This is a genomic window from Methanobacterium lacus, from assembly GCF_000191585.1.
GTDB classification, from domain to species: Archaea; Methanobacteriota; Methanobacteria; order Methanobacteriales; family Methanobacteriaceae; genus Methanobacterium_B; species Methanobacterium_B lacus.
The window spans coordinates 2,114,869-2,139,877 of record NC_015216.1; the positions used below are offsets into that span (position 1 = coordinate 2,114,869).

The window sequence follows — 25,009 nt, forward strand, 5'->3', positions numbered from 1 at the left end:
CACTAAAAAATTTTAAAGTTCAAATGGACCTCTAACAGATGCTACAATGCTGTTAAACAGTTCATCATTGATGTAGTTACCCTCTTCTCTCTTGCTCTTAACTTGTTCCACAATTTTGCAGAGTTCGTCTTTGGTCACATCTATTCCACATTCATTCAATTTAGCCCTTACAGCTCTGCATCCTGAATGTTTTCCGAGAACAATTTGTCTCCTGTGTCCTATGAGTTCTGGTAAAAATGGTTCGTAGGTTAGGGGTTCTTCTATGACTGCATCCACATGAATTCCAGATTCGTGGCGGAATATGTTTTTTCCAACGATTGGTTTGTTGTAGGGTATGTCCATGTGTGTCAGGGATTCAACCAGCTTCGAAAGTTCGCAGAATTTACTCACATCAAAACCAAGATCTACTCCGTAGATGAATTTAAGGGTCATTACCAGTTCTTCTAAAGCAGCATTTCCAGCCCTTTCTCCAATTCCATTTACAGTGGTGGAAACTGCATTTGCACCTGCAAGTAATCCTGCTATGGAGTTTGCAAGAGCCATTCCAAAGTCGTTATGACAGTGCAGAGCTATTTCTGCATTGATTGTTGATCTTAATTGTTTAACAAGGTAATCCATTCCGTAGGGGCTGATTGCTCCCACCGTGTCTGCTATGTGAACCCTGTCAACACCGTAGTCATCTGCCTTCTTGTACATCTTTTTGAGGAAATCAAGATCTGTTCTGGTTGCGTCTTCAGCTGAAAATGCAACAAAAAGACCATGGTCCTTTGCATGTTCTATGGAGTTCATGCAGACGTTTAGTATTTCTTCCCTGCTCATCTTTATTTTGTGCTTCAAATGCAGATCAGATGTTGACATGAAGGTTATTATACCATCAACATCACAGTCTATGGCTGTGTCTATGTCTGATTTCTTGGTACGTGACAGACACAAAATCTGGGCATTTAAATCTTCATTTACGATTGCAGTTACAGATTTCTTTTCTTCTTTAGATACAACAGGAAAACCTGCTTCAATTTGATGTATTCCAACTTCGTCTAATTTTTTAGCTATTTTAAGTTTTTCAGGAGTTCTTAAACATACGCCTGGAGTTTGTTCTCCATCTCTTAAAGTTGTGTCGTACACTGTAATTTTTTCTGGAAACTTTAGATTAGCTTCTTTATTAAAGGGGCTTACTAGGTATTGCAATGAAATTACCACCTTATTTTTTTTATTTAAAAAAACAAAAATCCCTAATGATTTATTTTAAGCATTCATTAGAAATCTTATACTGAGATAAATTAATTTTTGATTTTGATCAGTTTTAAATATTTATTTTTAAATATGTTAACCACTAATATTATTATAGGATCAGTATATTTATATAGTTTTATTTTTCCATTAAACATCTCTTTGGATCTGGGTATTTATTTGGGAGCACCTAACAGTTCAAGGTACGATCGTCTCTCAAACCCGTCTTCAATACCCATGGTTTTGTAGATTTCAAAAATTTGATTCAATGAATCTGTTGTGTCCTTTCCATCCTCCACATCAGTCTCAATTTCAACGTAGATTCCAGCACCATGGACAGTGTCCAGTGTGATTATGAATTCATCCAAATGGTATATGGACCTGTCCTTTGTCACCACTGCAGCCTTCTTGAAGCCCAGATTTATGAGTATAAGTGCCATGTTCTCGGAATCTGTAATATCCACCTCAACTTCCTGGCGTGTTTTGCTGAGATCATCCATCTTAGCCCCTTTGTAAGTTAAAATAAATCTTTTACCAGAATTTTCAGGAATTTCTCTGATTCTTAGGGCTTCGTCGGTAACTCCAAAATCTCTGTCATGGGCGTTGAAGTAAGTGTCACTCTGATATTCGTCCTTAATTTTTTGTGCACCCATTTCAATTAATTTTTCTTTGATGTCTGAAAAATTCTTAACCTTCGCTTTAACTTCAACTTCTATCAAATTTAGCACCTCTAATTTATCCAACCCTATGCTGGATCGAGCTTTTTATGTAGAACTTAGATTGTTCGATCTGATCAAGGTAGTCATCTATGGTGTTTTCAACAACGGCATAGGTTGCTATGGTAAGATTTCTTTCCTTGGTCAGTACCTTTTTCTCTTTAATTACTTGTGAAACAGATTTTTTTCTTCTTAACAATCCCTGTTTCTCATTTACAGACTTATCAACCTCTTGAAGTTTGCCCATGTAATCCAATCGGATGTTTCTTATGTCTGCGCGAACATTGTAACGTATTTTACTCAATATCTTTTCAAGCTCGTTTAACTTGTTTAAAGTATCCATTGTATTATTAATGGTAGATGTGTCTATTTCAAAACCATCTATCTCTAAATCAAGTAATTGTTGACGGTACTTTTTTGGGCTCATGATACACAACAGCTTATCTGAATTGATAAATAATATAAGTAAATCAATGATTAATTAATTTTTTCATTTAAATTTCGTGCAGAGTAAAATGGATCGGTAACTTAATACATTTTGACTGTCGTACAAACTATAAGGAGTGAAAATGTATAACCCAGAATCTCTGGAAAAATTTCCAGTTCATGATATTTTATCTTCTTACTGATTGTTTTGATCTAAATTAAAAAAATTTATTTATATAGTGAAACTAATGATTAGTTATCGGGTTCTAAGTTGAAACTATTTAAATCAGTATAAAAACTATATAAATAGTACAACAAAAAATACTTTTATATATCTTGAAGGATTAATTTAAGTTTTATAGAATAATATACTATAAACATATTAACTCAATTCTGATTATATTAAATACATCTGGAGGAATGTAATGACAACTGTAGAAATTAAAGTTGAAAACATAGTGGCATCAGCCGCCCTTGGAAAGTCTTTAGACCTTCCCCAAGTCGCTCCTGCCCTGGAAGGTGTTGAGTACAACTCAGAACAATTTCCAGGATTGGTTTACAAATTAAAAGAACCAAAAACAGCAGCACTAATATTTGGATCGGGTAAACTTGTTTGTACCGGCGCTAAATCTATAGAAGATTCAAAAAAAGCAATTCACATAGCCGTTGACAAAATGAGAGCCTTAGATACAGAAATCCCCCATGAATTTGAAATTAAAATCCAAAATATCGTTGCATCTGCAAACCTGGGCAAAACATTAAACCTAGAATCAGTAGCATTAGACCTCGAGAACACAGAATATGAACCTGAACAGTTCCCAGGATTGGTTTACAGACTAGATGACCCAAAAGTTGTTTTACTATTATTCGGCTCTGGGAAAGTAGTTTGTACCGGTGCAAAAAGCTTCGAAGATGCTCAGCTTGGAGTTGAAAAAACTAAAGAACGACTAGCTGAATTGGATTTGATATAATTTTATTTATTTATTTATTTGATGTAAATCGGTGATCTTTTGATTAAACTCATAGCATTTGATCTTGATAACGTTCTTATTGATGGAGAAGCAATTGATGAAATTGGAAAATTGATGGGCGTTGAATCAAAAATATCTGAGATAACTAAAAAAGCAATGGAAGGCGATCTAGATTTTGAAACTTCCCTCAACAAGAGGGTGGCACTGTTAAAAGGTGCCTCGGTGGAAGATATCAGGGAAGTCGTTTTTAAGATGCCCTTTATGGAGGGAGCTGAAGAAACTATTGCAGAACTTAAAAAGAGAGGATATAAAATTGCAACCATAACCGGTAGTTTTGAAATCGTCGCAGAAAGGATGAAGGATACTTTAGGTTTGGATTATGCATTTTCTAATATTCTCCATGAAGAAGAGGGAAAATTAACAGGACAAGTAAGCGGTCCCCTCGTTAAAGGTTCGAAGGCCGAAGTCCTGAAGGAGATTATGGAAATGGAAAATATAATAGCAGAAGAAACTGCAGCTGTAGGAGACGGAGCAAACGATGTGTCAATGCTTGAAGAAGCAGGTTTAGGAATAGCATTTAATGCAAAACCAGTTTTGAAAGAAAAAGCTGATGTAATTGTTGAAAAAAGAGATTTGAAAGAACTTTTAGAAATTTTCCCAGATGAAAATTCTGAACTAACTGCCAAATCAGCAGATGAAGAGCCATCAGAAGAAGAAAAACCTTCCGAAGAAGAAGCAGCATCTGAACCAGAAGAAACCACAGAAACAGTTGAAGAAGAAACAACTGAACCAGAAGAAACCACAGAAACAGTTGAAGAAGAAACAACTGAACCAGAAGAAACCACAGAAACAGTTGAAGAAAAAGAAGCTGAACCAGAAGAAAGTTCTGAAAAGGAACCAGCAAAAGATGAAGAATCCTCTAAAGATAATAAAGATGATAAAGAGGATGATAAGGATGATAAGGAAAAGTCAGAAAAACCATCTCCAGATGTAAAAGCTGAACCTAATCCTGATGCTGGAAAAAGTTTCGGGGAACTTCTTTCAAACAAAAAAGAACTCGAAAAACAGCTTAAAGTACTGACTAAAGAACGTGACGATCTGAATGAGAACGCTCGTGAATTTAAAAAGACTAGGGACGAATTAAACGCTAGTATTAAGGAAAATCTCGACAAAGCTCTCAAGTACCGTGATGAACGTGACCAGATCAACAAGGAAGTTCGCAAGTACAAAAAATTAAGGGACGAAACTAATCAAGAACTTAAAAAGATGGAATATGCCTCTGGAAGAAGGGACATTCTCAAGATTCAAAATGAGATCGACAAGATCGAAAAAACCATCGAAACCAAGGTTCTTGACATGAGAAAGGAAAATGAACTGGTTAAAAAGGTTCAGGATCTAAGCAAAACCCTGTCTGAAATGAAGGAAGATGAAAAGGTTCAGACCGAAGCAACTGCGCTTAAAGAAGTATCAGAAGCACATCATGCTAAGGTTGTTGAATTTTCAGACAAGGCACAGGAAACTCACGAAAAGATGCTCGAGTACTTCAAAAACATAGACGAAGTAAGAGCAAAAGCAGATACTGCTCATAACACGTTTATAGAAACTCGTGAAAAAGCTTCTGCAAAACACGAAGAAGTTAAAGCCGTTCTAAACGAAATTAGGAAGAAAAATAAGGGTCTTGACAAGGTCAAAGCCAAAGAACGGAACATCGAAAGTGAAAAGAGTAAGAAGAAAAACATGGCTGAGAAAGAAGTTGCTAAAGACATCTTCGAGAAGTTCAAAGAGGGTAAAAAACTCTCTACAGAAGAACTCAGACTCCTCCAGAAGCATAACATTGTTTGATCATACTGATCAAACATTTTTCTAATCTTTTCTAATTTTTGAGTTTTAACTAAATCTCTATTTTTTTAATCTGTTTTTTTATTTTTCGCATATTAAATTTCTACATTGTTTCCCAATTAACCAATTTTAGATCTACCCTGTTTTTTATGGTCATTAAAAATTTCTGATAATATCTTCAGATCAATTTGGAACGATTGTTAAAGGTTAGTTCTAAAAAAAAAATTTATTGATAACAATTTTTTTTGATGGAATAATTCATACAAAAAAAAGTTGGAAAATCCAGAAAACAAGTAAAGTAAGTGGGAAAATGTGAGGGTTTTAGGTGTTGACCTGAGATATTCCCTCATCCTTTTCAACCTTGATTATGTTGTCTGCAGCATCTTCCAAATCACTGTCGTGGGTGACAATGATCATCTGTGGAATGATTGACATTCTTTTAAGTAGGTCTATGAGTTCCTGGCGTCTGTAGGCATCAAGGTGTATGGTTGGTTCATCCAACATTACCAATTCAAGACTTCCACCAGATAGGGTTTTGGTGATTCCGAGTCTGAGTGCCAGTGCAACTGCTATTTTTTCTCCTCCACTTATCATGTCAAGGTTGCTTTCACCTGCAGGTCCATAGACTGTTACATCGTATTCGTTGTCGAGCCTTATATCAGAGTACTCGAAGTTGAATTTTTCAAAGAAATCCCTGGTGTTTTGTTCTATTAAAGGCCTTGAAAAATCTCTTAAATCCTTTTGAACACCGTCTTTTCCGTATAAATCGCGAATGTACTCCAGTAACTTGATAAAATCATTAAGACTTCTCATTTCCTTCTCATATTTTTCATAGGATTCCAGTTGTTTTTGTAGTCCGTTTAAAGTGTTCTCTGCCCCTTCTTTTTGCCCTATTAACTGTCGCTTACTGCCTGTCAGATCCAAATGTTTCTCCTGTGTTGATTTAATGGTGTCTTTTAATTGGCTGTGCCTCTCTTTATCGTAGGCAAGGGCTTCTATTTCCTGTACTAACTGATTTAATTCTGTTTCAGTGGTGACGATACGATTTTGAACATTAGTAATTCGATTTAATAAAGATTCTTTTGAAGCAACAGCTCCAGAAAGAGTATCATATTTGGATTTGAGTCCTTGGAAATATTCAATTTCTTCATTAAGATTTTCGACAGACCCCCCGATCATCTCTATTAAATTTTGTACCTTGTTTGTCATCTGGGATTTGTTCTCTTCTAAATCATGGAGTTTGGATCTGATCTCTTCAGGATCTTCATAGGATTTCAATGAGCCCTGTGCACTCAAATAATCTTCATATTTGGGTTTTAAATTCTTTTGAATCTCTTTTTTTGCTTGAAGCTCAATATCTAAACTGTTCAAAGATTCTACTTTGGCTTCAAGTTCTTTATTTGAATCCTTCAAAGTTTTCAGTTCACTCTGCCCATTTTTAAGGCTTCCAAGTTGTTCCTTCATCACATCTATGTTGATATCTTGAATTGCACCATATTTAGTTTCTAAATCTGTTTTTGTAGTTGTGAACATGGTGAGTGCACTGGAAAATTTGGATATTTTATTTGTGTTCGTGTCTATCTGGGATTGGTACCTGTTTATCAGTTCGTTCCTTTTGGTTTCATCTATCTCTGATTCACAGATTGGGCACTTTTCCTTCACAGCTTCCAATTCATTGATAGGTTTTTTAAGATCGTTACTCTGGGTTTTAAGGTTGAATATATCCTTATTTAACTGATTTATCTTTCCAGTTAGATCATCGATCTCCTGCTTGGTTTTAGGTTTAACTGTTTGGAGGTGGGATTCCAGTTCTTCTATAAGGGTGAATTTAGTTCCCAATACCCGATTGGCCTTTCCCATGAGGGTTACAATCTTGTTATGGGATACTCCCATATTTTTAAGTGTTTCTTCCCTTCGATTATTATTTCCTTCAAGCAGTTTTTTTGATCCTTCAAATTTGGATCTGCTCGTTTGCATCTGGTTTATTTGCTCAGAAACTAGGTTGTACTCCTCATTAAATTGTTTGTTGTTCCCTAGTTTTTCTTCAAGTTCGGATATTTTCTCTAACTTTCCTTTTAGATCGTCACAGTTATCTTTAATGATGCGTAAGTCTTTGAGGGCTTCCTTCAGACAGACGAGTTTATCAAGTTTCGGGAGTTGAGGTTTTATTTCGGCCATTTCAACTTCTTTATTGGCTATTTCATTTAGATGTGTCTGAATATCAGTTTCGTTTCTCCTTAACTCATTTAACAAGCCTTCCTTGGCATTTTGGTTGGTGCTGGCATTTTGATATTTTATCTGGTCGTTTTGAAGTTGTTCATTGTCCTGGTTCATTGAAACGAGTTCAGATTCGATTGCATTGATTTTTTTGGTTATGGTTTCAATTTCGGTGGCGTACTTGTCTATTTCGTCTGTTTTGGATTTTATATCCTCATTTATTGAATCTGTGTTCTCTAACTTACCCTCTAACCTGATTTTCTCGTTTGCATACTCCTCTATTACGGCTTTCATATTTTTCCATGCTTTTTCAAGGGAGTCTATGCCTAATAGTTTTCCAATGAGCTGTTTTTTTTCTGAGGGTGTTTTATCAACCAGATCTGCTATTTCTCCCTGCCTTACATAAACTGCATTTAAAAAGAGATCTCCATCCATTTCTAGTATGCTCTGAATTTCCTGGGTTACCTGACTGTCCCCTGAAGCCAGTTGTTGAAATCCACTCTGGTCTTTGATGAGTATGCTTGCCTTGGAACCTGTTTTTCCACGTTCCCTTGTGACTCTGTATGTTCTTCCGTTGGATTTGAAGTCAAGTTTTATGTAGAGTTTGTTTTTAACATTACCTAGGGTGATGAGCTGTTCAATTTTTTTACTTGAATGTTGTTTAAAAAGTGCAAAACTGACTGCTTCGAGTATGCTTGATTTACCTGCTCCATTTCCACCCATTATTATTGTGATACCCGTGTCAAAATCTATTTTAGTATCCTTGTGTGATTTGAAATTTTTCATCTCTAGGTTTTCAATTATCATGTAGTTCCTCGTAGAAATTTCTGGTCATTTCACTGGCTTTATCCATGTCTCCCTCTGACATTTCCTTCAGAAGTCCTGTTGCAAGTTCAGATACTTTTTCATCGTTAAAATCCTTTAAACGTTCTTTGATCATCCTGTTTATATTCAGGGCATCCTTCTCATATTTTTCAAGGTCCATGATTTCCTCAACAAGATCTGGTTTGTACCTTGATCTGACTGATAGACAGTTATCTGCCAGTGCGTTGTTGATTGTTTCATATATTTCTGATCTGCTGAAGTTTCCACCGGTAACAGTCAGGTTCAAAACAGGTTTTTTATTCATCTGGGTTATGAGATCGTTTAGATGTTTTATTTCCTCCTCTAATTTGGAGTACTGGACAGCTTCTTTAATGAAGTCCCTTGACATTTCTAGATTGATCTTCTCGATTTCAGGTACATCTCCACCCATGTCAACTAGGTAAAATCCTTTACCATTTTTCTTGTAACCATCTACCTCGTTTGATCTCCATATTTCTGTGGAACCTGGGTAGACCAGTTTTCCATCTCCAAAATCATCCACTATCCTTTCGTGTATATGGCCAAAGGCACAGTATTTGAATGTTTTTGGAAGGTCTCCAATTTTAACTTCGTATTCGTAGGGTAGGTACCTGTCAATTCCCTGATGAAGTACCAGTATCGTTTTCTCATATTTTTCTGATGCTTTTTCCACTTCATTTAGTCTTTCAATCAGATGTTTTGATGTGAGCTTGGATGCGTATGGTGCTCCCCCTATGAATACTCCATTTTCTATGAAATATGGATTTTTTGGGCTTATAACCTTTAAACCAAAGTCTTTGAAAAGTATTTGTGGAGGTAAGGCATTTTTCTTCATGACTATATCATGGTTTCCTGCTATTGCGTAGAATGGTATATTGGCAGATTTAAGCTTGAAAATCCCCTGTTGAGCTGTTAAAAGGGCTCTTGTAGGTGGTCTTGAATATTCAAACAGGTCTCCTGAATGAATTGCAAAGTCAGGTCTTTCACTCACAACTTCTTCAACAGCCCTATCAAACACTTCGAGAAAATCTGTTTCACGTTCTGAAAGTCCGTATTGTCTGTAGCCTAAGTGGGTGTCTGCCATATGAACAAACTGCATCAGTAATCTCCTCCAAGATCCTCATATTCCCTCTTCTGTTCTTCAAGGATGGATCTCTCTTTTTCGGCTGTTTTTGACCATTCTTCAACCACGTTAAGATCTCCTCCCGATACTTTGCCCTTAAATTCATCTATCTTCACGAGTGTTGGTATCTTGGTCATTAATCCGAGTATTATTGCTTCTCCAATGTTGAGTGAGGGTAGTTGGGCTATTAAATCATCACTCAAACTTTCACTTGCCCTTTGAACATGATTCTGGTCTGTGGGTTCCACGAGTCTGAGTATGATCATGTTGTTTGCCTGTGACAGTGCATCTGAATCTAGGGATTTTGGGCTTTGGCTCACCATACACAATCCAACTGAAAATTTACGTCCCTCCCTGGCAATTCTACTTATCCATAGTTTGGATTCTGTTTTCCTGTTTTGCGGTGCCAGTATATGTGCCTCTTCAAGTATCAGGAAAACTGGGAACTTAAGACCCTCACCTTGCCTCAAGTAATCTTTCCTGCTTTTTAGTACAGTTCTCAGCACGTGGCTTACAACCACATCCGATGCAAATTCGTCAACTGATCCAAGATCAAGGATGTTTGCCTTGGCAACTTTGATGCTGTCTATGATGTTTGGTGCTTCCAGACTCAAGATATTGCCGTATTTGAGCTTCATATCCTCTACCTTGTTTAGTACGTCTGTTATGGATTTTCTGTCTGCAGAATTTGCAGATTTTCCATCGGACTCATCTGATTCTTCCATCAACCAGGATTCAAGTTTTGAGAGTAGGAGGCCTATGAAATCATTTCCAACACCTCCCTTTTTCAGGTCATTCTTGGCTGAGTTGTAGGCTTTTCTGAAGTATCTTTCCTGCACATATGCATTTGGAGGTATGTTTGAGAGTTTTTTAACCTCTGAAAAGGACATGTAGATGGGATTTATTTTTGGTTTCAGTATGTTGACCTTGTCATCTCCGAAGTCTGTGTTAACGTATTCAGAGTGCATGTCAAATATCAGAACACTTCCATTGACATTCAGGAGTCCGTTTACTATTACCGATACAGTGTTTGATTTTCCGGCTCCGGTCATTGCTAGGACTGCTAGGTGGCGTGATACCATTTTGTTTATGTCAACCTCCACTGGAACATTTTCCTGGGTGATCAGGTTTCCGAGTTTGAGTCCTGCAACATCTACCTGAAATATTTTCTTCAATATTTCAGAGTCTGCAGATCTGATTTCTGTGCCTGGAGGTGCCGGTGTTCTGGGTATTCTGAGGTTGTTTTCCACGTCTCCAAGTATTCTCACATTTCCCCTGATGTAGTGATCATCACCCTCCATCCTTCTGATCTTTTCTATGGTTTTAGGATCATAGATTTCGTTGTTTATGGATACACTTCCCCTTACCAGTCCTTCGATCATTCCAAGTACCTTTTTACCATCGTATTCCATGGTCACGTACTCACCCATCATGGGCATTTCCTTGGATATAAAACTGACATCAACCAGTGATGTTTCACCCACACACCTTCCAATTACTTCTCCAGTCATAACATCTCTCTCCCGCTTTTTTCCATGAATCCTATAATCTTTGAAAGATTTTCAAGGTCTTTCCTTTTTATAACAACATCGTTATGTGCTTTTTTTAGTAATAAAGGATATCCTTCCGCACTGTGATTTTTAATTGTTCCCAATAACTTTTTAATTTGATCCAGTTCAGTTTCATCAACCTTGTAGGGCAGTTCAAACTTCAGTATGTTCTTGTGGTTTTCCAGCCGCACATAGAATATTGTGAAGGTTAGTCCCTTGAAAAAATCGTTGGCAACTGGAAACTCTTCACGTTTGAAATCATCATCAAATATTCTGAGGTTTCTGGGTTTGCTGAATCCTTCCTCTCTGCTGTACCTGTCAAATATTGCCATGTCAGGAATTTTATAGTCGAAATATTCCCTGTTGGTGGATGTTTTTGATATTCCCATTACAGATCTTTTATTTTCCAGTAGTTTCTTTATCACCAGCAGGTTTTCAATACTTTCTAAGTATATCATGGCATTTACAGGATCTTCAAACTCTTCCATTTCCTCTGAAAATTGGGAGGATGTTATTCCGACCTCAGAATTTTTAAGATCCAAATCCAATGATTTAACTAATCTAGGCACATATTTTTTCTTTATTTTATCCTTAATTTCTGCTTTAAGTCTTTTTTCCATTGGAATTGGTCTTATGAGGTTTCCCATTATTGAACCATCGAAGAGTAGATATTTTATTTCGTGTTCGTTCAGAGCTCGAAGTGCATTTTTAACCTCGAATATTCCCATGTAATTTCTTAACCTGTCTTCAACAAAGTCGTGGTGTGGTATGATGTCAATTTCTGAGCTTCCTATTTTCATGAGTTTATCATTGAAAACCAAACATTCAGCATCGATGGCGTAGAATATGAATCCCATGAAATTTTTTTTGTTGATGCTCCCATCACCTGCAGCTATGGAACAGTTTCCATCGTCCTCTTCTATTTTGTGTGATATCCAATATTGGGATGGATCCACATCCGCATCCATAAAATCATCACTGATCTTCTGGTTTATTTCATCCCTCTTTTGTAGTGCCCTTTGATAGAGTGAATCTAACATTTCTAAACCTTCCTTAACATGGTCTTGATTAGTTTAATATTATACATTCCAATATTTAATTCCAATTTTTTTAATTCCCAATCATGAAATATATGGAACAATTTTATTGAATATTCGTGCCCCTAAAATACAAAACAGTAACAGTTATTCCATCCTATGCCCTTTTAATTGATATTTGTAATTTTTTTGATTAAAGGATGGCATGGTAAATAAATCGAGCATGGGAAATGTTTAATTTATTAGGTGTACATACACATTTTACATGCTCCACATAACTAAAAAAGAAAACAGGGTCCTTAATCAGGTTAAGTACTTTCAAAATGAGTACAAGGAAGGAGTTCCCTACAGAATACTTAAATTAGATTTAGACATGTCTGAAGTTGATTTGAAAGATATTTTAAACAATTTAGACAGTAAAGCCATCATAAAATACAGTAACAGCACTGCCAAACTTCTTGAAACTGGAAATGTTAATGTATGGGATTCTAAGGAAGAAGTGGCCAATGAAGAGTTGAATCAGACAGAAGAAAAGGCTTTTCAAATTTTAAAGAATTTTGTTGGAGACGATGGAAAAATTTCCAAGACACTCCTTGAAGGACAAATGCTCTACGGAGAACTTAAACTCAGCAGTCTTAAGACTTACAACATTCTAGCTTCACTAGAAAATAAGGGACTTATAAGCAAGATACAACTTCCAGATGGAGATTATTACACATTAAACTCTTAATTTCTCTCTTTTTGATTTGATTTTGTTCATGATGCATGAACCATGGACTATATGACAAGCAAATGTGTATGGTTCCATAGAGATTTATGTTTATCAAATGGAACATGGATTAGATTGATCTAAGGTATGCTTATCATATCCCATTAGGATTAGTATTTAAGCAGCAACAAGTCAACTTCCATCTGATGTATGTTAGATCAGAACTAATTTTCTAGTTAAAAAAATATTTTTTTTATGAAACTTTTTAAGGTTTCACTTCGGCACACCCTCCACACAGAAGTACTCAATGGGTTCGTTGTTTGCCAGATTGTTTTCTAACCACACTGGACACTGAGTACATTTGCAAAGTTCCGTGCTTGAGAGATCACCACATTCTGCCACTCCAAAGGCACAGTAAACAAGTGGAAGTTCTTCATCCTTAAATATGTCCCTAACGTCACCTTCCTTCTCAAGTTTCTGATTTAACAGTTCAAGTTTGTCCTTTGAACATTTACTATCGACCTGTACCGGACATGTTGCACACAGGCACTTATTGATATTTTCTCGGTTTAAATCTACTTTACCCATTTTTGATCCCACCTTTAACATTATATATGTTCATGGAATCTTATAAAAATTGTTAAAATTTGAGTTTAAAGGAAATTAAACCATATAATCAACCATACCAACCATTTATTTAAAGACTGAAACTCTCTAACCATAAAACTGTTTTTAATGATTAAAATAAAGGAGAATATGGAGAAAATAGAAATTTAAAGATGAAATATTGTAAATTCCAGTCAAACAACAGGATGATAAATTAAATTTCAATGGATTTAAAAAAAAATGAGGAATTCAAACAAGAATTAAAACCTTAAAATTCTCCTAACTAGGGCTAATCTAACATATTGGCCCACAAGGTTCATAAGAAACTTTTTCTGCTTCAATTGTTACGTTTGCAGGTTTGCTCAAGTCCATGTAATGAATTGCCATTACATCGGATGTTGAAGAAGTGCCATTTGTAACGTAGAGGTACTCGTAGTAGTCTGCTATGTCACCAAAAGTATCTACATAATTTATAGTAAGTATAATGAAGTAAGTTTCCGAAGCAGGAACAAAATCTGTCCATTTAGCTTTTACAGCAGCATAATCCACGTATTGGATCCCTTTAAAACTTAAATCTCCATGAAGTGCCATAGTGGCGTTATCATGGGCTTCAGTATTAACATTTAACGCACCACTATTTATCATATTCACATTGGTAAAACTATTATATTCTGCTGCAGAAACTGCACTGAAAGACATCATTAAAACTACAAAAAACATTGCAATAGACATTATACGCATTTTCATACCGATATTCACCTCTTTTTATTAGTCGATTCCACAAAAGGTATGTGTGGAACCACCAACTACACTTATACTTTAAAAGTTTAAATATATAAATTAAACGATATATTCTTAAAATCCATCATGTTTGGTAGCATTCAGATTGTTTGGAAGAATATTTATTACTAAAATAGGTACTGAAAAGTTGATAAGTCATTATTTCCAGTATTTGACATTAATACAGGAGATTGGACAAATATACTGATTTTTTTTGTTGAAAAGTTGATATCAACGATTTAAAATTAGTCAGTGAGTAAAGATTTGGAAACTTTTTTTTATGTTGAACCAAATAAGATTAGATCATGATACTCATAGTAGGTGGGGCAGGGTACATAGGATCCCACATAAATAAAATGCTTTCAGAAAACGGCTATGAAACAGTTGTTTTTGACAATCTAAGTTATGGACATGAAGATTTTGTTAAGTGGGGTCACTTTGAAAGGGGAGATCTTGGAAATATTGAATCCATAAGGAAAGTGTTCAAAAAGTACACAATAGACTCTGTTATGCATTTTGCTGCGTTTGCCTATGTTGGCGAGTCTGTTGTGGATCCACAGAAATATTACAGGAACAACGTATTAAACACTTTAAACCTGCTTCAAGTCATGCTAGAATTTGATGTGAAAAGGTTGGTATTTTCATCTACCTGTGCAACCTATGGAAACCCAGTTGAAATTCCAATCACAGAAAACCATCCTCAAAACCCCATAAACCCCTATGGAAGGGGAAAATTAATGGTTGAAACAGTTCTTGATGATTACAGCCGTGCTTATGATTTAAACTACGTTTCACTCCGTTACTTCAATGCTGCTGGTGCCGATCCAGAAGCTGAAGTAGGAGAAAATCACAACCCAGAAACTCATTTAATACCACTCATACTGGATGCTGCAATTGGTAAGAGGGAAAATATCCAAATCTTTGGGACTGATTATGAAACTGAAGATGGTACCTGTATAAGGGATTATATTCATGTAACAGATCTTGCTGATGCACATTTAAAAGCTTTAAAATACCTTGAAGATGGAGGTAAAAGTGATTATTTCAATTTAGGTAATGGAAGTGGATTTTCTGTCCAAGAAGTTATAGAAAGGGCTCGGCAAATTACAGGAAAAACAATTGTGGCTGTGGAATCTGACAGAAGACCAGGAGATCCTCCAGTGCTTGTTGGAAGTTCTGATAAGATCAGAAGTGTGCTTAACTGGAAACCCAAGTACAACGATATTAGTGTGATTATAGAAACAGCATGGAACTGGCATATAAAAAATAATGATGTGGAGTAAACGAATCTTATTTCGTCACCCTAAAAAAAAATATGGTCTCAATCCACTAAAAACCGTTTTATGGGTTTAAAACCCATATATTTTGAATTAAGGCTTTTTTAATTATTTGATTATTCCTGTTAGGTAGGATCTCAGGTCTTCTCCTACTTCTGGATCTTCGAGTGCAATTTCTACAGAACTTTTAAGCCATTCTACTGTGTTTCCAATATCGTAGATCTTTCCATCGTATATGTGGCCGTAAATTTTGGTTAATGATTTCATTGCATCGGTTAGTTGTATTTCCCCACCAAAACCAGGATTGATATGTGCTAGATGATCAAATATCTCAGGTGCAAAGACGTATCTTCCTGTGATTGCAAGGTTGGATGGTGCATTCTCGAGTTTGGGTTTTTCAACCAGTTCCTGGATCTCGTAGAGATCTTCTGAGATCTGTTTGCCACCAATTATTCCGTACCTTTCAACCTTTTCGTCAGGAACCTTTTCAATGGCAATGGTTGATGCTTCGTACTTGTTGTATATGTCTAACAGCTGTTTTGTGCATGGTACCTTTGACCTTGCTATTGTGTCACCTAGAAGAACTGCAAATGCATCACCATCAACATGTTTCTTGGCGCATCTTATTGCATCACCAAGTCCTTCTTGTTTCTTCTGTCTCACATAATAAATATCAGCCATTTCAGATATGGACTCGATTTCGTGGAGTCTTTCAGTTTTACCAGAACTTTTAAGGAAATATTCCAACTCGAATGATTTATCAAAATGATCTTCTATTGATCTTTTACCTTTACCTGTTATTATGAGAATGTCGTCAATTCCAGATGCTACTGCCTCTTCAACCACGTATTGAATGGTTGGTTTATTGAATACAGGTAACATTTCCTTTGGCTGTGCTTTAGTGGCAGGTAAAAATCTTGTACCCAAACCCGCAGCAGGTATAACCGCTTTCATTTTTTAAATCACCCCAATTATTATGATCAATTACACTTAAAAAACTTAATAAATTTCAATTTTCAATTGTAATATGCATTTTACAGCATTTTAAATTTAGTTACTCAATAGTAATGGTTTAATAGGAATGGAGTATATAAAATTTTTGAGAAATCTAAAATAGGGTTTGATAAATATCAGAATTTAACCTTGATTTAGGAATAATTTGAAAACTAAATTTTTCATCCTGATTCCAACCCGTTTAGTAAAATTTCAACTTTTTTGTTAAAAATCAAGTTTAATATAGTTTCGAATCATAATGTTATTATAAAAAGTTAAATGGTGAAAAAAATATGAAAATGCTTATTACTGGTGGTGCAGGTTTTATAGGCTGTAACTTCGTGCATCAGATGGTTGAAAAATACGATCATGATCTGGTTGTTTTCGATAAATTAACCTACGCAGCTAATCCCAAATATCTTGATGATGTGAAAGACAAGATAGAATTTGTTAAGGGAGATATTGGAGATGCAGAAGCAGTTAAAAATGTCATGAAGGACTGTGACTACGTTGTGAACTTCGCTGCAGAAACTCATGTTGACAGGTCCATCGAAGATCCAGGGGTTTTTGTTAAGACCGATGTTATTGGAACCTACAACCTTCTTGAAAATGTTAGAAAGTACGATGTTGAAAGGTACCTCCAAATATCTACAGATGAAGTTTATGGAAGTATTGAGAATGGTTCCTTTACTGAGCTCAGTAATATTGACCCATCAAGCCCATATTCAGCAAGTAAAGCCGGTGCTGATGTGCTTGTGAGTGCATATTACAAGACCTACGGAGCCCCAGTACTCATCACCAGGAGCAGTAACAATTTTGGACCTTACCAGTTCCCAGAGAAGTTAATACCCCTTTTCATCTTGAATGCAATGCAGGATAAACAGCTTCCTGTTTATGGTGATGGAAAAAATGTGAGGGATTGGATATATGCTCCTGATAACTGTAGAGGAGTTTACACAGCCCTTATGAAGGGAAAATTAGGAGAAGTTTACAACGTTGGTGGAGGTAACGAAAAGAACAACCTCGAAATCACCAAGTTAATCCTCGAAAACTTAGGAAAATCAGAGGATCTCATCACCTTTGTTGAGGACCGTCTTGGTCACGACAGAAGATATTCTCTGGATTCTACCAAGATCAAAAAGCTTGGATGGAAACCTGAAGTCAAGTTTGAGGACGCAATCAAAGCAACCATTGACTGGTACAAAGAGAATATTTCAATTTTCAGGGCTTAAATATCCTGAAAATTCTTCCATTTTATTTTTATTCATCTTATTTCTTGTTCTATTAATTTTAGAAGATCTTCCTCATTAATATCGTAGATCTTGAGAGTTTTACGGTGGCTTTTGTGTCCAGAAATAATTTCAACCCTCTTGTTGGTGAGCTTTGCGAACTCCAGAATAATTTCCTTGTTAGCTTTACCCTTCTGAGGAACTGCTTTTATTTTAATTTCAAATGATTTTCTCCAGTCGTTGTAACCCGTGATCCTGAAGTTGTCAGATTTTGTACCAACTTCGATGTTTAGCAGCACACCATCTTTTGTTGTTGTTATGGCTTCCATTTCAACCATTTACATTTCTACCCCTATGAATTTTTTAACCCATATCTACCCTAGGCAGACATTTTTACTTGGAAAGAATAGGTTGTATTATCCAAATTTTAAGCTATTATTTTTTTTTATCAATAGTTGTTTATTTCTTGTCTATGATTTATTTATTTGACAGTATTTTCATTAGGTTGTTGTCTATGTCTCCCCTGCTGATAATGCCTATGACTTTGTTGTTTGAATCTAATACTGGAAGTTTTTTGAAGTGGTGGTGGGACAGTATGCGAATAGCTCTTTCAAAGGTGTCTTCTTCTTTTACTGTGTATATCTGTTTTTTTTCCATGACATCCTCAACAGTTGCGTTGATTCTTTCATTTAGAACATCTTGTTCATTTTCTTCATCTTCAACTAAAACCTCATAAATGAAGTCGTGAACTGATCCTTCCTTGGGTGCAAGATATCTAATAATATCTCCATCACTCACCATTCCAATCAAGTTTTTCTGACTGTCCAATACAGGCGCACCACCAATCCTGTATTTTGTGAAGAGTTTTAATAGTTCTAAAATTGTTGAATCTAATTTAACAGATATTAAATTTGATACCATAAAATCTTTTACAATTAAAGTCCTTTTTTCAGGTTTTTCCATAGCTATATCCTCCGATTTATCAACATGAATGATATGATGGCGGTTTAGTAGAATGAATATGACTGAACCCAACACAAAGCATCCTCCCACAAGGAATGGAATGTGTGGAGAATATATTTCTGCAAGTATTCCGGCTGTAAATGGAGCAATAGCCGATCCTATAAAACGTAAAAAACTGTATGCAGCTGATGCTGTTGATCTCTCAATTGGTGCTGCTTTCATCACTGCAGTCGTGATTAACGTATTGTTATTTCCCAGCAGTGCTCCTGAGAATATGATACATGCAATCACAACCCATTGGGTGGATGTCCAAACTCCCATAATCAAAAGAACAACTGCAAATGCAGTTAACATTATGCACATGGATTTAACTGTTCCAAATTTCTCTTGGAGTTTGGGTGCCATGAAAATGGATGTTACAGCAAGGAGAATTCCCCATGCCACAAATACAAAGCCTATGCCATAGGCATCTAATCCCATTATAAATGGTGCATAGGCCAAGAGAGTAAAGAAACCAAAATTATAGAGGCATGCAGCTATTCCAAACACAGCTATGGGCCTATGTTTCATTGCCCTGAAAGGATCACGCAGTGATGTTGTGGGGATTTGTTTTTGCTCTTCTTTAGATTCTGGCATGTAGGTTATGAGGAATACGAATGCTACTGCCATTAAAACACCTACACCTATAAATGGATATCTCCAAGATGTTTCCCCCAATATTCCTCCAAGGAGCGGTCCTACTGAAATTCCAAGTCCTATAGCTGCTTCATATAAAATTACAGATTTGGATGTTCCGTTTTTTGAAAGGCTCACTATGGCTGTCAATGCTGTTGCAACAAACAGGGCGTTGCCTATTCCCCAAAATCCACGTAATCCTACAATGGTCCAGATATTGTTGGACAGACCTCCAAGTGTTGAAAATGCAGCTATTATCACTACTCCCAGGAGTAATGTTTTTTTAATACCTAATCTAGTAGAGATAACTCCTGTGACAAGCATAGCTATTGCCATGACAGCGTTGTAACTTGTAAATAGTAATGTCACTTGGCTTGGACTTGCACCTAACTGGTTGGAAATAGCTGGTAAAATTGGGTCAACGAGACCCAGACCCATAAAAGCGATTATGGATGCGAAAAATACAGCCCACACTGATTTAGGTTGATTAGTGATTGTTGATTTATTTAATAATGACATTCATTTTTCTCCTGTAACTCATTAAATTCAAATTGATATATCAATAGTTGATATATCAATTAATAGTCTAAGAAATCCTAATTTCCATATACAAAATTTATTAATTATTTCTCAGTAAGGTCTTCTAAATTAGAAATTAGCTTTATTAAAGATTGTCTCATATTTTTTAGCTCTGCAGAATCCAGTATAGAATTAATTTCTTCTAGACTTTCACTTATTATCTCCGATGTTTCTTTGTACATCTTATGGCCATCAGAGGTTAGATAAATGAGAAACTCCCTTTTGTCATAAGAGGAATGTTTCCTTTCCACCAATCCCTTGTCTTCAAGTATATTCAAGATTCTTGTGACTGCTGCCCTATCTTTAGATGATGTTTCAGCAAGATTTTTTTGATTAGATCCTTCCATGCCATGTACTCTGGTTAAAATAGCCCACTGTTCCGGTGAAATATCAAAATCTACCAGATCAACAGCTAATTTCTTTTTCAATAAATTGCTTGATCTAGTAAGCAGTCTGACAGTGGAATTATCATCTAAGATCTCATGCATAATATCACAACAAATATTTAAGTAGTTGATATATCAACTATAACCTAAATGATATTATTGATAAATTGCGTTATATAGTTGATGGTTCAAAACTACAGGACTCTGTGAAGAACTAAAAAAAAGAAAAAAATAGAAAACTTTAAAAAAGTTTTAACCCTGTTCAAGCTTCAATAGGGTAAAATTTAAGAAGTGTTGGCGAAGAACTTGTTAAAACTTCCTTGTAATCTCCCTCTGAGAATCCTTCAGTATAAATGTTCTTAGGATCGTACTTAGGGCTTATGGTAATTTTTCCTGTGAAGCTAACCAACTTGTTGTTTATTGTTTCAGTTCCCTTTGATGTTCCAGATATTTTCATTCCAGTGAGTGTTCCCACCGAATTTCTCGTGTAATAACTGTTTATCACACTTTTTTTATTAAAATTCGCAATGGCATAGGCTGATTTGGTTGTACAGATGGTTTTTACAGTTTGAAAACCACCGTTGAATGCTCCATACTGGTAAGTAGTAATTTGTGTTATCCTAGCCAAAACTTTTCCATTAATGGTGTAGATCATGTTCATGGTGGTGTTACCCACATATTTCTGTCCAGCTATGGTTCGATAAAGACTGACTCCTGTTCCACTAATAGTAGCACCCGTTGCGCTGTCCTTTCCCGTCATTGTGTATGCAGCTCTGGTGTTGTAGAAATTTGCTACTACCTTTGCATTAGAGTCAGAATCCCAAAGCTTGTAAATCATCTGTTTAGGTTTACCATTAAATGAATATAAAGTTTGTATAGTGTTCCTACCCTCGTTATCCTTTCCAGAAGTAGTTAGTGTCACGTACTGGCCATAACCATAGTTTCCATAACCTTTTTTGGTGGTTACATGGGTTGTTAATGTTGACTTAACATAGTTGTGGGTCACAGTGATATTTTTTCCATCTGAAGAGAAATGTACAGATTCTGTAGCAGATGCTGCACCGCTCAGTATTACAGCGAAAAGAAATGCCACTATGATTCCCAATGCTTTATTTTTAATATTTACCGTTTAATCAAACCCCCAAATATTAATTTAAACTAATAGATTTATTTCTAATTAGTTCATTTTGCTATCCAGTATTATATAATTTACTGAATGTTTTCCAATTGATCTATGCAGGAAATAAAAAACCCCAACTGTATAAAGATAATTTTTTTTTAATATATTGTATCGAATCTTTATTATGAGTTTATGGAATTTTTAGAGTCAATGAAAACATTTAAATAGTGAGAATGAAAGATGTTGGTATGCTCAAATATCTTGAAATATTTGATCAGGCAGGGATGGTCGAGCGGTCAAAGGCGCTAGGTTGAGGGCCTAGTGGGGTAGCCCTTCGCGGGTTCGAATCCCGTTCCCTGCACTCTATTCTATTTAAATTTAAATCTAAATTAAAAGTATTTTCTTTTTATCCAACAATAATGGTAACTTTCAACTGTTTTGAATCTGCAAGATCGCGTACGAGTTTAAGTTTCAGATCACATGCAGCCTTGTCTGCGTTGATCATCAAGGTTCTGGAACATTTAAACTCACTTTTTCGTACAACCATGTCAGTTGGATGATCTAATGTTAAATCGGGGTGTCCAAAGCCATGAATTTCATCTTTGGCATTTTCTGTTTCGAGTTTAACTGTTATTTTGGTGTTTTCATCTTGGATTGCATCGATCATTCCCGTGGGAAAGTTCTCCATTGAAACTCCCGAACCAACACCAACTATACAGTCTGCCTTCAATCCAATCTCGGGATCCTTGGTAAATTCCAGTGTTGTTTTGTGTCTGGAAGTCACGTTTGGATGCCCCTTTAAAATAAAACTGTACTCCATATTATTTTTACCTCCATCTGAACCGAATTCATTTTAGAAATTTAGAACCAATCAAATTTTTGAAAAATCTTCTTTATTTTGGGTTGGATATTCATTAGTTTTGAACCATCAAAATACCAACTCTATTTTAATATTAAAATTTAATATTTAAATTGGTCTATGTAAATGTGTTTTTTTGAGGTGAAAAATTTGAGGTTATCATGCGTTGTTGAGAACACAGCAACATTTTCGTCTGAATTTTGGGCTGAACATGGATTTTCAGTCTTAATAGAACATGAAGATTCCAAGATTCTCTGTGATGCTGGCAAATCTCCAGAGGTTTTGGAGAGAAATATGGGACTTATAAATGGTTTTAATGATTTAGAAACTGTTGTTTTGAGTCATGGCCATAGCGACCATACTGGTGGTCTTCCAGCCATATTTAGAAATTGTTCTGCAGATATCTACATGCACAAAACTGGTTTAAAGCCCAAATATTTATCTAAAGACGGTGAAAGGAAGTTCATTGGAATTCCTGAAGAATACCATTCAGAGTATGGAAATTTCAGCTTAAAACACTCCATATCCTCAGTGAAATTTGTTGAAAAACCCGTGGAAATTGCTCCAGATATTTATATCTTCACTGATATTCCCATGTTAAATGATTTTGAGCAATTGAGTTCTTCCCTTCTATGTTTAGAAGATGGAAATTTCGTTCAAGATACCTTCAAAGAGGAAGTTGTCGTAGTTGTGAGGACAGATAACGGACTGGTTATTGTTTCAGGATGCGCCCACAGAGGCATTATAAACTCTATAAATGCTGTTTCTGATTATTTCCACGAGAATATTTATGGTGTGGTTGGTGGAACCCATCTTGTCGCTGCTGATGTAAACAGAAGATTGAGGACAGTTCAAGAATTTGAAAATATATACGCCACTAAACTTGTTTTAGGACATTGTAACGGTTTTGAGGCCCAGTGTTTATTTAAAAATAAGTTTAAAGAAGTTTTTCAACCACTTGAATGTGGAAAAATGATGATGTTCTAGGAGAATTTGGTTAAAAATGTCGAAGAAACGAATTTACAAGGGCAGTTACTGTCTCATAATAAGTTTATCAGAGGATTCTGTTGTGAAGGTGGGTAGCCTGGGTAATATTGATTTTAAAAAGGGCCACTACGTTTATGTGGGATCTGCTCTAAACTCCCTTGAAAGCAGGTTGCGAAGACATTTAAGCCATGAAAAAAAGTTGCATTGGCATGTGGATTACATGCTAAATCATGTTAATGCTAACTTGGTTGACATTGTCTACGTTGTGGATAATGGTAAATGGGAGTGTTCCATTGCTGCACAAATTTCAGAGAAGGGGATTGAAACAGCCCGATTCGGATGTTCAGACTGTAAATGTGGTTCTCATCTCTTTAAATTTGAAGATTTTGAAACTGCAGTATCCTGCTCATCATATTCATTTGAAACCTTGTCACTCCATCCTATTCTTTGGAGTGATGGTTCCAACTTCGAATCTGAATAAAAAAAAGTGGATTTTTATGGTATTCAGTTTGGACTAGTGAAACTTTCTGAAGAATTTTTCAAAATCATCCACTTCCATGGGTTTTGGAATGTCAAATTTCTGGTTGTTGTAGATGTTTTCTCCCAGTTCTATGTAAAGCTCAGCCTGTTCAGAATCTGGAAACTTTTCTATCACTGTTTTTGCTTCGATCTCTGCCTTTTGAACCAGTTCGTTACGGGGCATTACTCCTATGATCTTGGTGTTGACAATTTTTGCAAATTCTTCCACAATTTCGAGTTCATTCTCAATTCCCCGACAGTTGCAGATTATGCCTCCAAGATTGCCTTTGAGTTTTTTTATTCCTTTGCAGATGTTGTTTGCAGCATACAGAGACATGTATTCACCTGAGGTGACTATGTAAACTTCATCTGCGAAGTTTTCACGGAGTGGAACTGCAAATCCTCCGCATACCACGTCTCCAAGCACGTCGTAGATGATGAGGTCCAGGTTTTCTTTGAAAACACCTAGACGTTCCAGGAGGTTCATAGCTACTATGACTCCTCTTCCAGCACATCCCACTCCAGGTTCAGGTCCTCCAGACTCTACACATTTCACATCACCAAAGCCCTTTACTATTATGTCTTCTTGATTTAGATCCTTCTTTTTAAGCTTTAAAATATCTAATATAGTTGGGATTCTTCTTCCAACAAGGGTTCTAGTAGTGTCTGCTTTAGGATCACAACCTATTACCAGAACTTCACTGTCCTTGGACCGGGCAGCAGCTATGTTGGATACTGTGGTGGATTTACCAATCCCTCCCTTCCCATAAATAGCGATTTTTTTGGTTTTACTCATCCCCTCTCACCATGGATGCGATGATGTCTCCCCTGGTTATGATGCCCACGAGTTTTCCATCGTTATCAATTACAGGAAGCCTTTTAATTTTATGGGAGTCCAATAACTTGGCTGCATCTATAACAGAAGTGTCAGGTTTGACTTTAATTATTTTTTTAGTCATTATCTGATCGATAACTGTTGATCCTGCCTTCTGCATATCCTCAGCAACTTCGTCTAGTTCGTACTTCATTTTTATTGGAAGTTCGATTAGGTCCAGTGGTGCTGGAAGTATGAGGTTTATTTTGGGTGAATGTATCTCGATGAGGCGCATTATATCTCCTTCGCTTATGACACCAACCACATGATTGTTCTCATCAACAACTGGAGCTCCGCTGATCTTGTTGTCCCTGAAACTCTGTGCAACATCGACAATTTTATCCAGTTCATTAAATTTTATTACTTCCTTTTGCATTATGTCTTCTACATTCATTTAAACCAAAACTCCCTATTTTTTTACAGTAAGTCTTAATTGAGTATTATTATGTTATTATCTAGAAAAATTAGTTGATCTTTGGTTGTCCTACTACTTTTGTTTTG

The 25,009-nt window shown here is 36.0% G+C and carries 24 protein-coding genes and 1 tRNA gene; 8 read left to right on the plus strand and 17 right to left on the minus strand.

What is annotated here, in order from left to right; all coding sequences use genetic code 11:
* Positions 1–12: 12 nt before the first annotated feature.
* The 3 genes from METBO_RS10235 to METBO_RS10245 all read right to left on the minus strand — a co-directional run bounded on the left by METBO_RS10235 (position 13) and on the right by METBO_RS10245 (position 2,373).
* Positions 13–1,188: a homocitrate synthase family protein gene (locus METBO_RS10235; protein WP_013645641.1), complete on the minus strand. Its 1,176-nt coding sequence runs from the start codon at positions 1,186–1,188 to the stop codon at positions 13–15.
* Positions 1,189–1,406: 218 nt separating this feature from the next.
* Positions 1,407–1,949, minus strand: a complete 543-nt coding sequence (gene cyaB / locus METBO_RS10240) for a class IV adenylate cyclase (RefSeq protein WP_013645642.1) — start codon at positions 1,947–1,949, stop codon at positions 1,407–1,409.
* A 16-nt stretch (positions 1,950–1,965) separates the two neighbouring features.
* A complete protein-coding gene (locus METBO_RS10245) occupies positions 1,966–2,373 on the minus strand; it encodes a hypothetical protein (RefSeq protein ID WP_013645643.1) in 408 nt (135 codons plus the stop codon).
* 424 nt (positions 2,374–2,797) lie between these two features.
* Here METBO_RS10245 and METBO_RS10250 point away from each other — a divergent pair, with 424 nt between their 5' ends.
* Complete coding sequence (locus tag METBO_RS10250; RefSeq protein ID WP_013645644.1) at positions 2,798–3,343, plus strand: TATA-box-binding protein; 546 nt, start codon at positions 2,798–2,800, stop codon at positions 3,341–3,343.
* A gap of 39 nt (positions 3,344–3,382) precedes the next feature.
* A complete protein-coding gene (serB, locus tag METBO_RS10255) occupies positions 3,383–5,185 on the plus strand; it encodes a phosphoserine phosphatase SerB (RefSeq protein WP_013645645.1) in 1,803 nt (600 codons plus the stop codon).
* A 318-nt stretch (positions 5,186–5,503) separates the two neighbouring features.
* Here serB and METBO_RS10260 read toward each other — a convergent pair whose 3' ends face one another.
* Genes METBO_RS10260 through METBO_RS10275 form a run of 4 tightly spaced genes read right to left on the minus strand, consistent with a single transcriptional unit; the run spans position 5,504 to position 11,955 of the window.
* Complete coding sequence (locus METBO_RS10260) at positions 5,504–8,206, minus strand: AAA family ATPase (RefSeq protein ID WP_013645646.1); 2,703 nt, start codon at positions 8,204–8,206, stop codon at positions 5,504–5,506.
* Positions 8,196–9,341, minus strand: coding sequence for a metallophosphoesterase family protein (locus METBO_RS10265; RefSeq protein WP_013645647.1), 1,146 nt, complete (start codon positions 9,339–9,341; stop codon positions 8,196–8,198). The genes METBO_RS10260 and METBO_RS10265 overlap by 11 nt, the downstream gene beginning before the upstream one ends.
* Complete coding sequence (locus METBO_RS10270; RefSeq protein ID WP_013645648.1) at positions 9,341–10,876, minus strand: helicase HerA domain-containing protein; 1,536 nt, start codon at positions 10,874–10,876, stop codon at positions 9,341–9,343. Before METBO_RS10270 ends, METBO_RS10265 begins: the two co-directional genes overlap by 1 nt.
* A complete protein-coding gene (locus tag METBO_RS10275; protein WP_013645649.1) occupies positions 10,873–11,955 on the minus strand; it encodes a DNA double-strand break repair nuclease NurA in 1,083 nt (360 codons plus the stop codon). The genes METBO_RS10270 and METBO_RS10275 overlap by 4 nt, the downstream gene beginning before the upstream one ends.
* A 262-nt stretch (positions 11,956–12,217) precedes the next feature.
* Here METBO_RS10275 and METBO_RS10280 point away from each other — a divergent pair, with 262 nt between their 5' ends.
* Positions 12,218–12,682: a hypothetical protein gene (locus METBO_RS10280; protein ID WP_013645650.1), complete on the plus strand. Its 465-nt coding sequence runs from the start codon at positions 12,218–12,220 to the stop codon at positions 12,680–12,682.
* Positions 12,683–12,934: 252 nt separating this feature from the next.
* Here the strand turns inward: METBO_RS10280 and METBO_RS10285 are convergent, their stop codons facing one another.
* Positions 12,935–13,249 (minus strand): DUF2769 domain-containing protein, encoded by a 315-nt coding sequence (locus METBO_RS10285; protein ID WP_013645651.1) that lies wholly within the window; start codon positions 13,247–13,249, stop codon positions 12,935–12,937.
* Between the two features lie 312 nt (positions 13,250–13,561).
* Positions 13,562–14,014: a hypothetical protein gene (locus METBO_RS10290; protein ID WP_013645652.1), complete on the minus strand. Its 453-nt coding sequence runs from the start codon at positions 14,012–14,014 to the stop codon at positions 13,562–13,564.
* A gap of 338 nt (positions 14,015–14,352) precedes the next feature.
* Between METBO_RS10290 and galE the strand changes: the two genes are divergently transcribed.
* Positions 14,353–15,330, plus strand: coding sequence for a UDP-glucose 4-epimerase GalE (gene galE / locus METBO_RS10295; protein WP_013645653.1), 978 nt, complete (start codon positions 14,353–14,355; stop codon positions 15,328–15,330).
* A gap of 102 nt (positions 15,331–15,432) precedes the next feature.
* On the opposite strand, the gene galU is transcribed toward galE, so the two are convergent.
* Positions 15,433–16,278, minus strand: a complete 846-nt coding sequence (galU, locus tag METBO_RS10300) for a UTP--glucose-1-phosphate uridylyltransferase GalU (protein ID WP_013645654.1) — start codon at positions 16,276–16,278, stop codon at positions 15,433–15,435.
* Positions 16,279–16,610: 332 nt separating this feature from the next.
* Here galU and rfbB point away from each other — a divergent pair, with 332 nt between their 5' ends.
* Positions 16,611–17,549 carry a dTDP-glucose 4,6-dehydratase gene (gene rfbB, locus METBO_RS10305; protein WP_013645655.1) on the plus strand — a complete coding sequence of 313 codons (939 nt, stop codon included), beginning with the start codon at positions 16,611–16,613 and terminating at the stop codon, positions 17,547–17,549.
* Positions 17,550–17,581: 32 nt separating this feature from the next.
* Here rfbB and METBO_RS10310 read toward each other — a convergent pair whose 3' ends face one another.
* From METBO_RS10310 to METBO_RS10325, 4 genes are all read right to left on the minus strand, one after another.
* Positions 17,582–17,884 (minus strand): DUF167 family protein, encoded by a 303-nt coding sequence (locus METBO_RS10310; protein WP_013645656.1) that lies wholly within the window; start codon positions 17,882–17,884, stop codon positions 17,582–17,584.
* 139 nt (positions 17,885–18,023) lie between these two features.
* Positions 18,024–19,703: an MFS transporter gene (locus METBO_RS10315; RefSeq protein WP_013645657.1), complete on the minus strand. Its 1,680-nt coding sequence runs from the start codon at positions 19,701–19,703 to the stop codon at positions 18,024–18,026.
* 104 nt (positions 19,704–19,807) lie between these two features.
* Positions 19,808–20,251, minus strand: coding sequence for a MarR family winged helix-turn-helix transcriptional regulator (locus METBO_RS10320; protein ID WP_013645658.1), 444 nt, complete (start codon positions 20,249–20,251; stop codon positions 19,808–19,810).
* Between the two features lie 160 nt (positions 20,252–20,411).
* Complete coding sequence (locus METBO_RS10325) at positions 20,412–21,254, minus strand: hypothetical protein (protein WP_048186447.1); 843 nt, start codon at positions 21,252–21,254, stop codon at positions 20,412–20,414.
* Positions 21,255–21,547: 293 nt separating this feature from the next.
* Between METBO_RS10325 and METBO_RS10330 the strand changes: the two genes are divergently transcribed.
* A tRNA-Leu gene (locus METBO_RS10330) sits at positions 21,548–21,630 on the plus strand.
* A gap of 45 nt (positions 21,631–21,675) precedes the next feature.
* On the opposite strand, the gene METBO_RS10335 is transcribed toward METBO_RS10330, so the two are convergent.
* On the minus strand, positions 21,676–22,089 hold the full coding sequence (locus METBO_RS10335; RefSeq protein WP_013645660.1) for a DUF371 domain-containing protein: 414 nt from the start codon (positions 22,087–22,089) through the stop codon (positions 21,676–21,678).
* Between the two features lie 189 nt (positions 22,090–22,278).
* On the opposite strand from METBO_RS10335, the gene METBO_RS10340 reads away from it, so the two are divergent.
* Positions 22,279–23,115: an MBL fold metallo-hydrolase gene (locus METBO_RS10340; protein WP_013645661.1), complete on the plus strand. Its 837-nt coding sequence runs from the start codon at positions 22,279–22,281 to the stop codon at positions 23,113–23,115.
* Positions 23,116–23,131: 16 nt separating this feature from the next.
* Complete coding sequence (locus METBO_RS10345; RefSeq protein ID WP_013645662.1) at positions 23,132–23,596, plus strand: GIY-YIG nuclease family protein; 465 nt, start codon at positions 23,132–23,134, stop codon at positions 23,594–23,596.
* A gap of 33 nt (positions 23,597–23,629) precedes the next feature.
* On the opposite strand, the gene cfbC is transcribed toward METBO_RS10345, so the two are convergent.
* A complete protein-coding gene (gene cfbC / locus METBO_RS10350) occupies positions 23,630–24,430 on the minus strand; it encodes a Ni-sirohydrochlorin a,c-diamide reductive cyclase ATP-dependent reductase subunit (RefSeq protein ID WP_013645663.1) in 801 nt (266 codons plus the stop codon).
* Positions 24,423–24,902: a CBS domain-containing protein gene (locus tag METBO_RS10355; protein ID WP_013645664.1), complete on the minus strand. Its 480-nt coding sequence runs from the start codon at positions 24,900–24,902 to the stop codon at positions 24,423–24,425. Before METBO_RS10355 ends, cfbC begins: the two co-directional genes overlap by 8 nt.
* Positions 24,903–25,009: the final 107 nt, after the last annotated feature.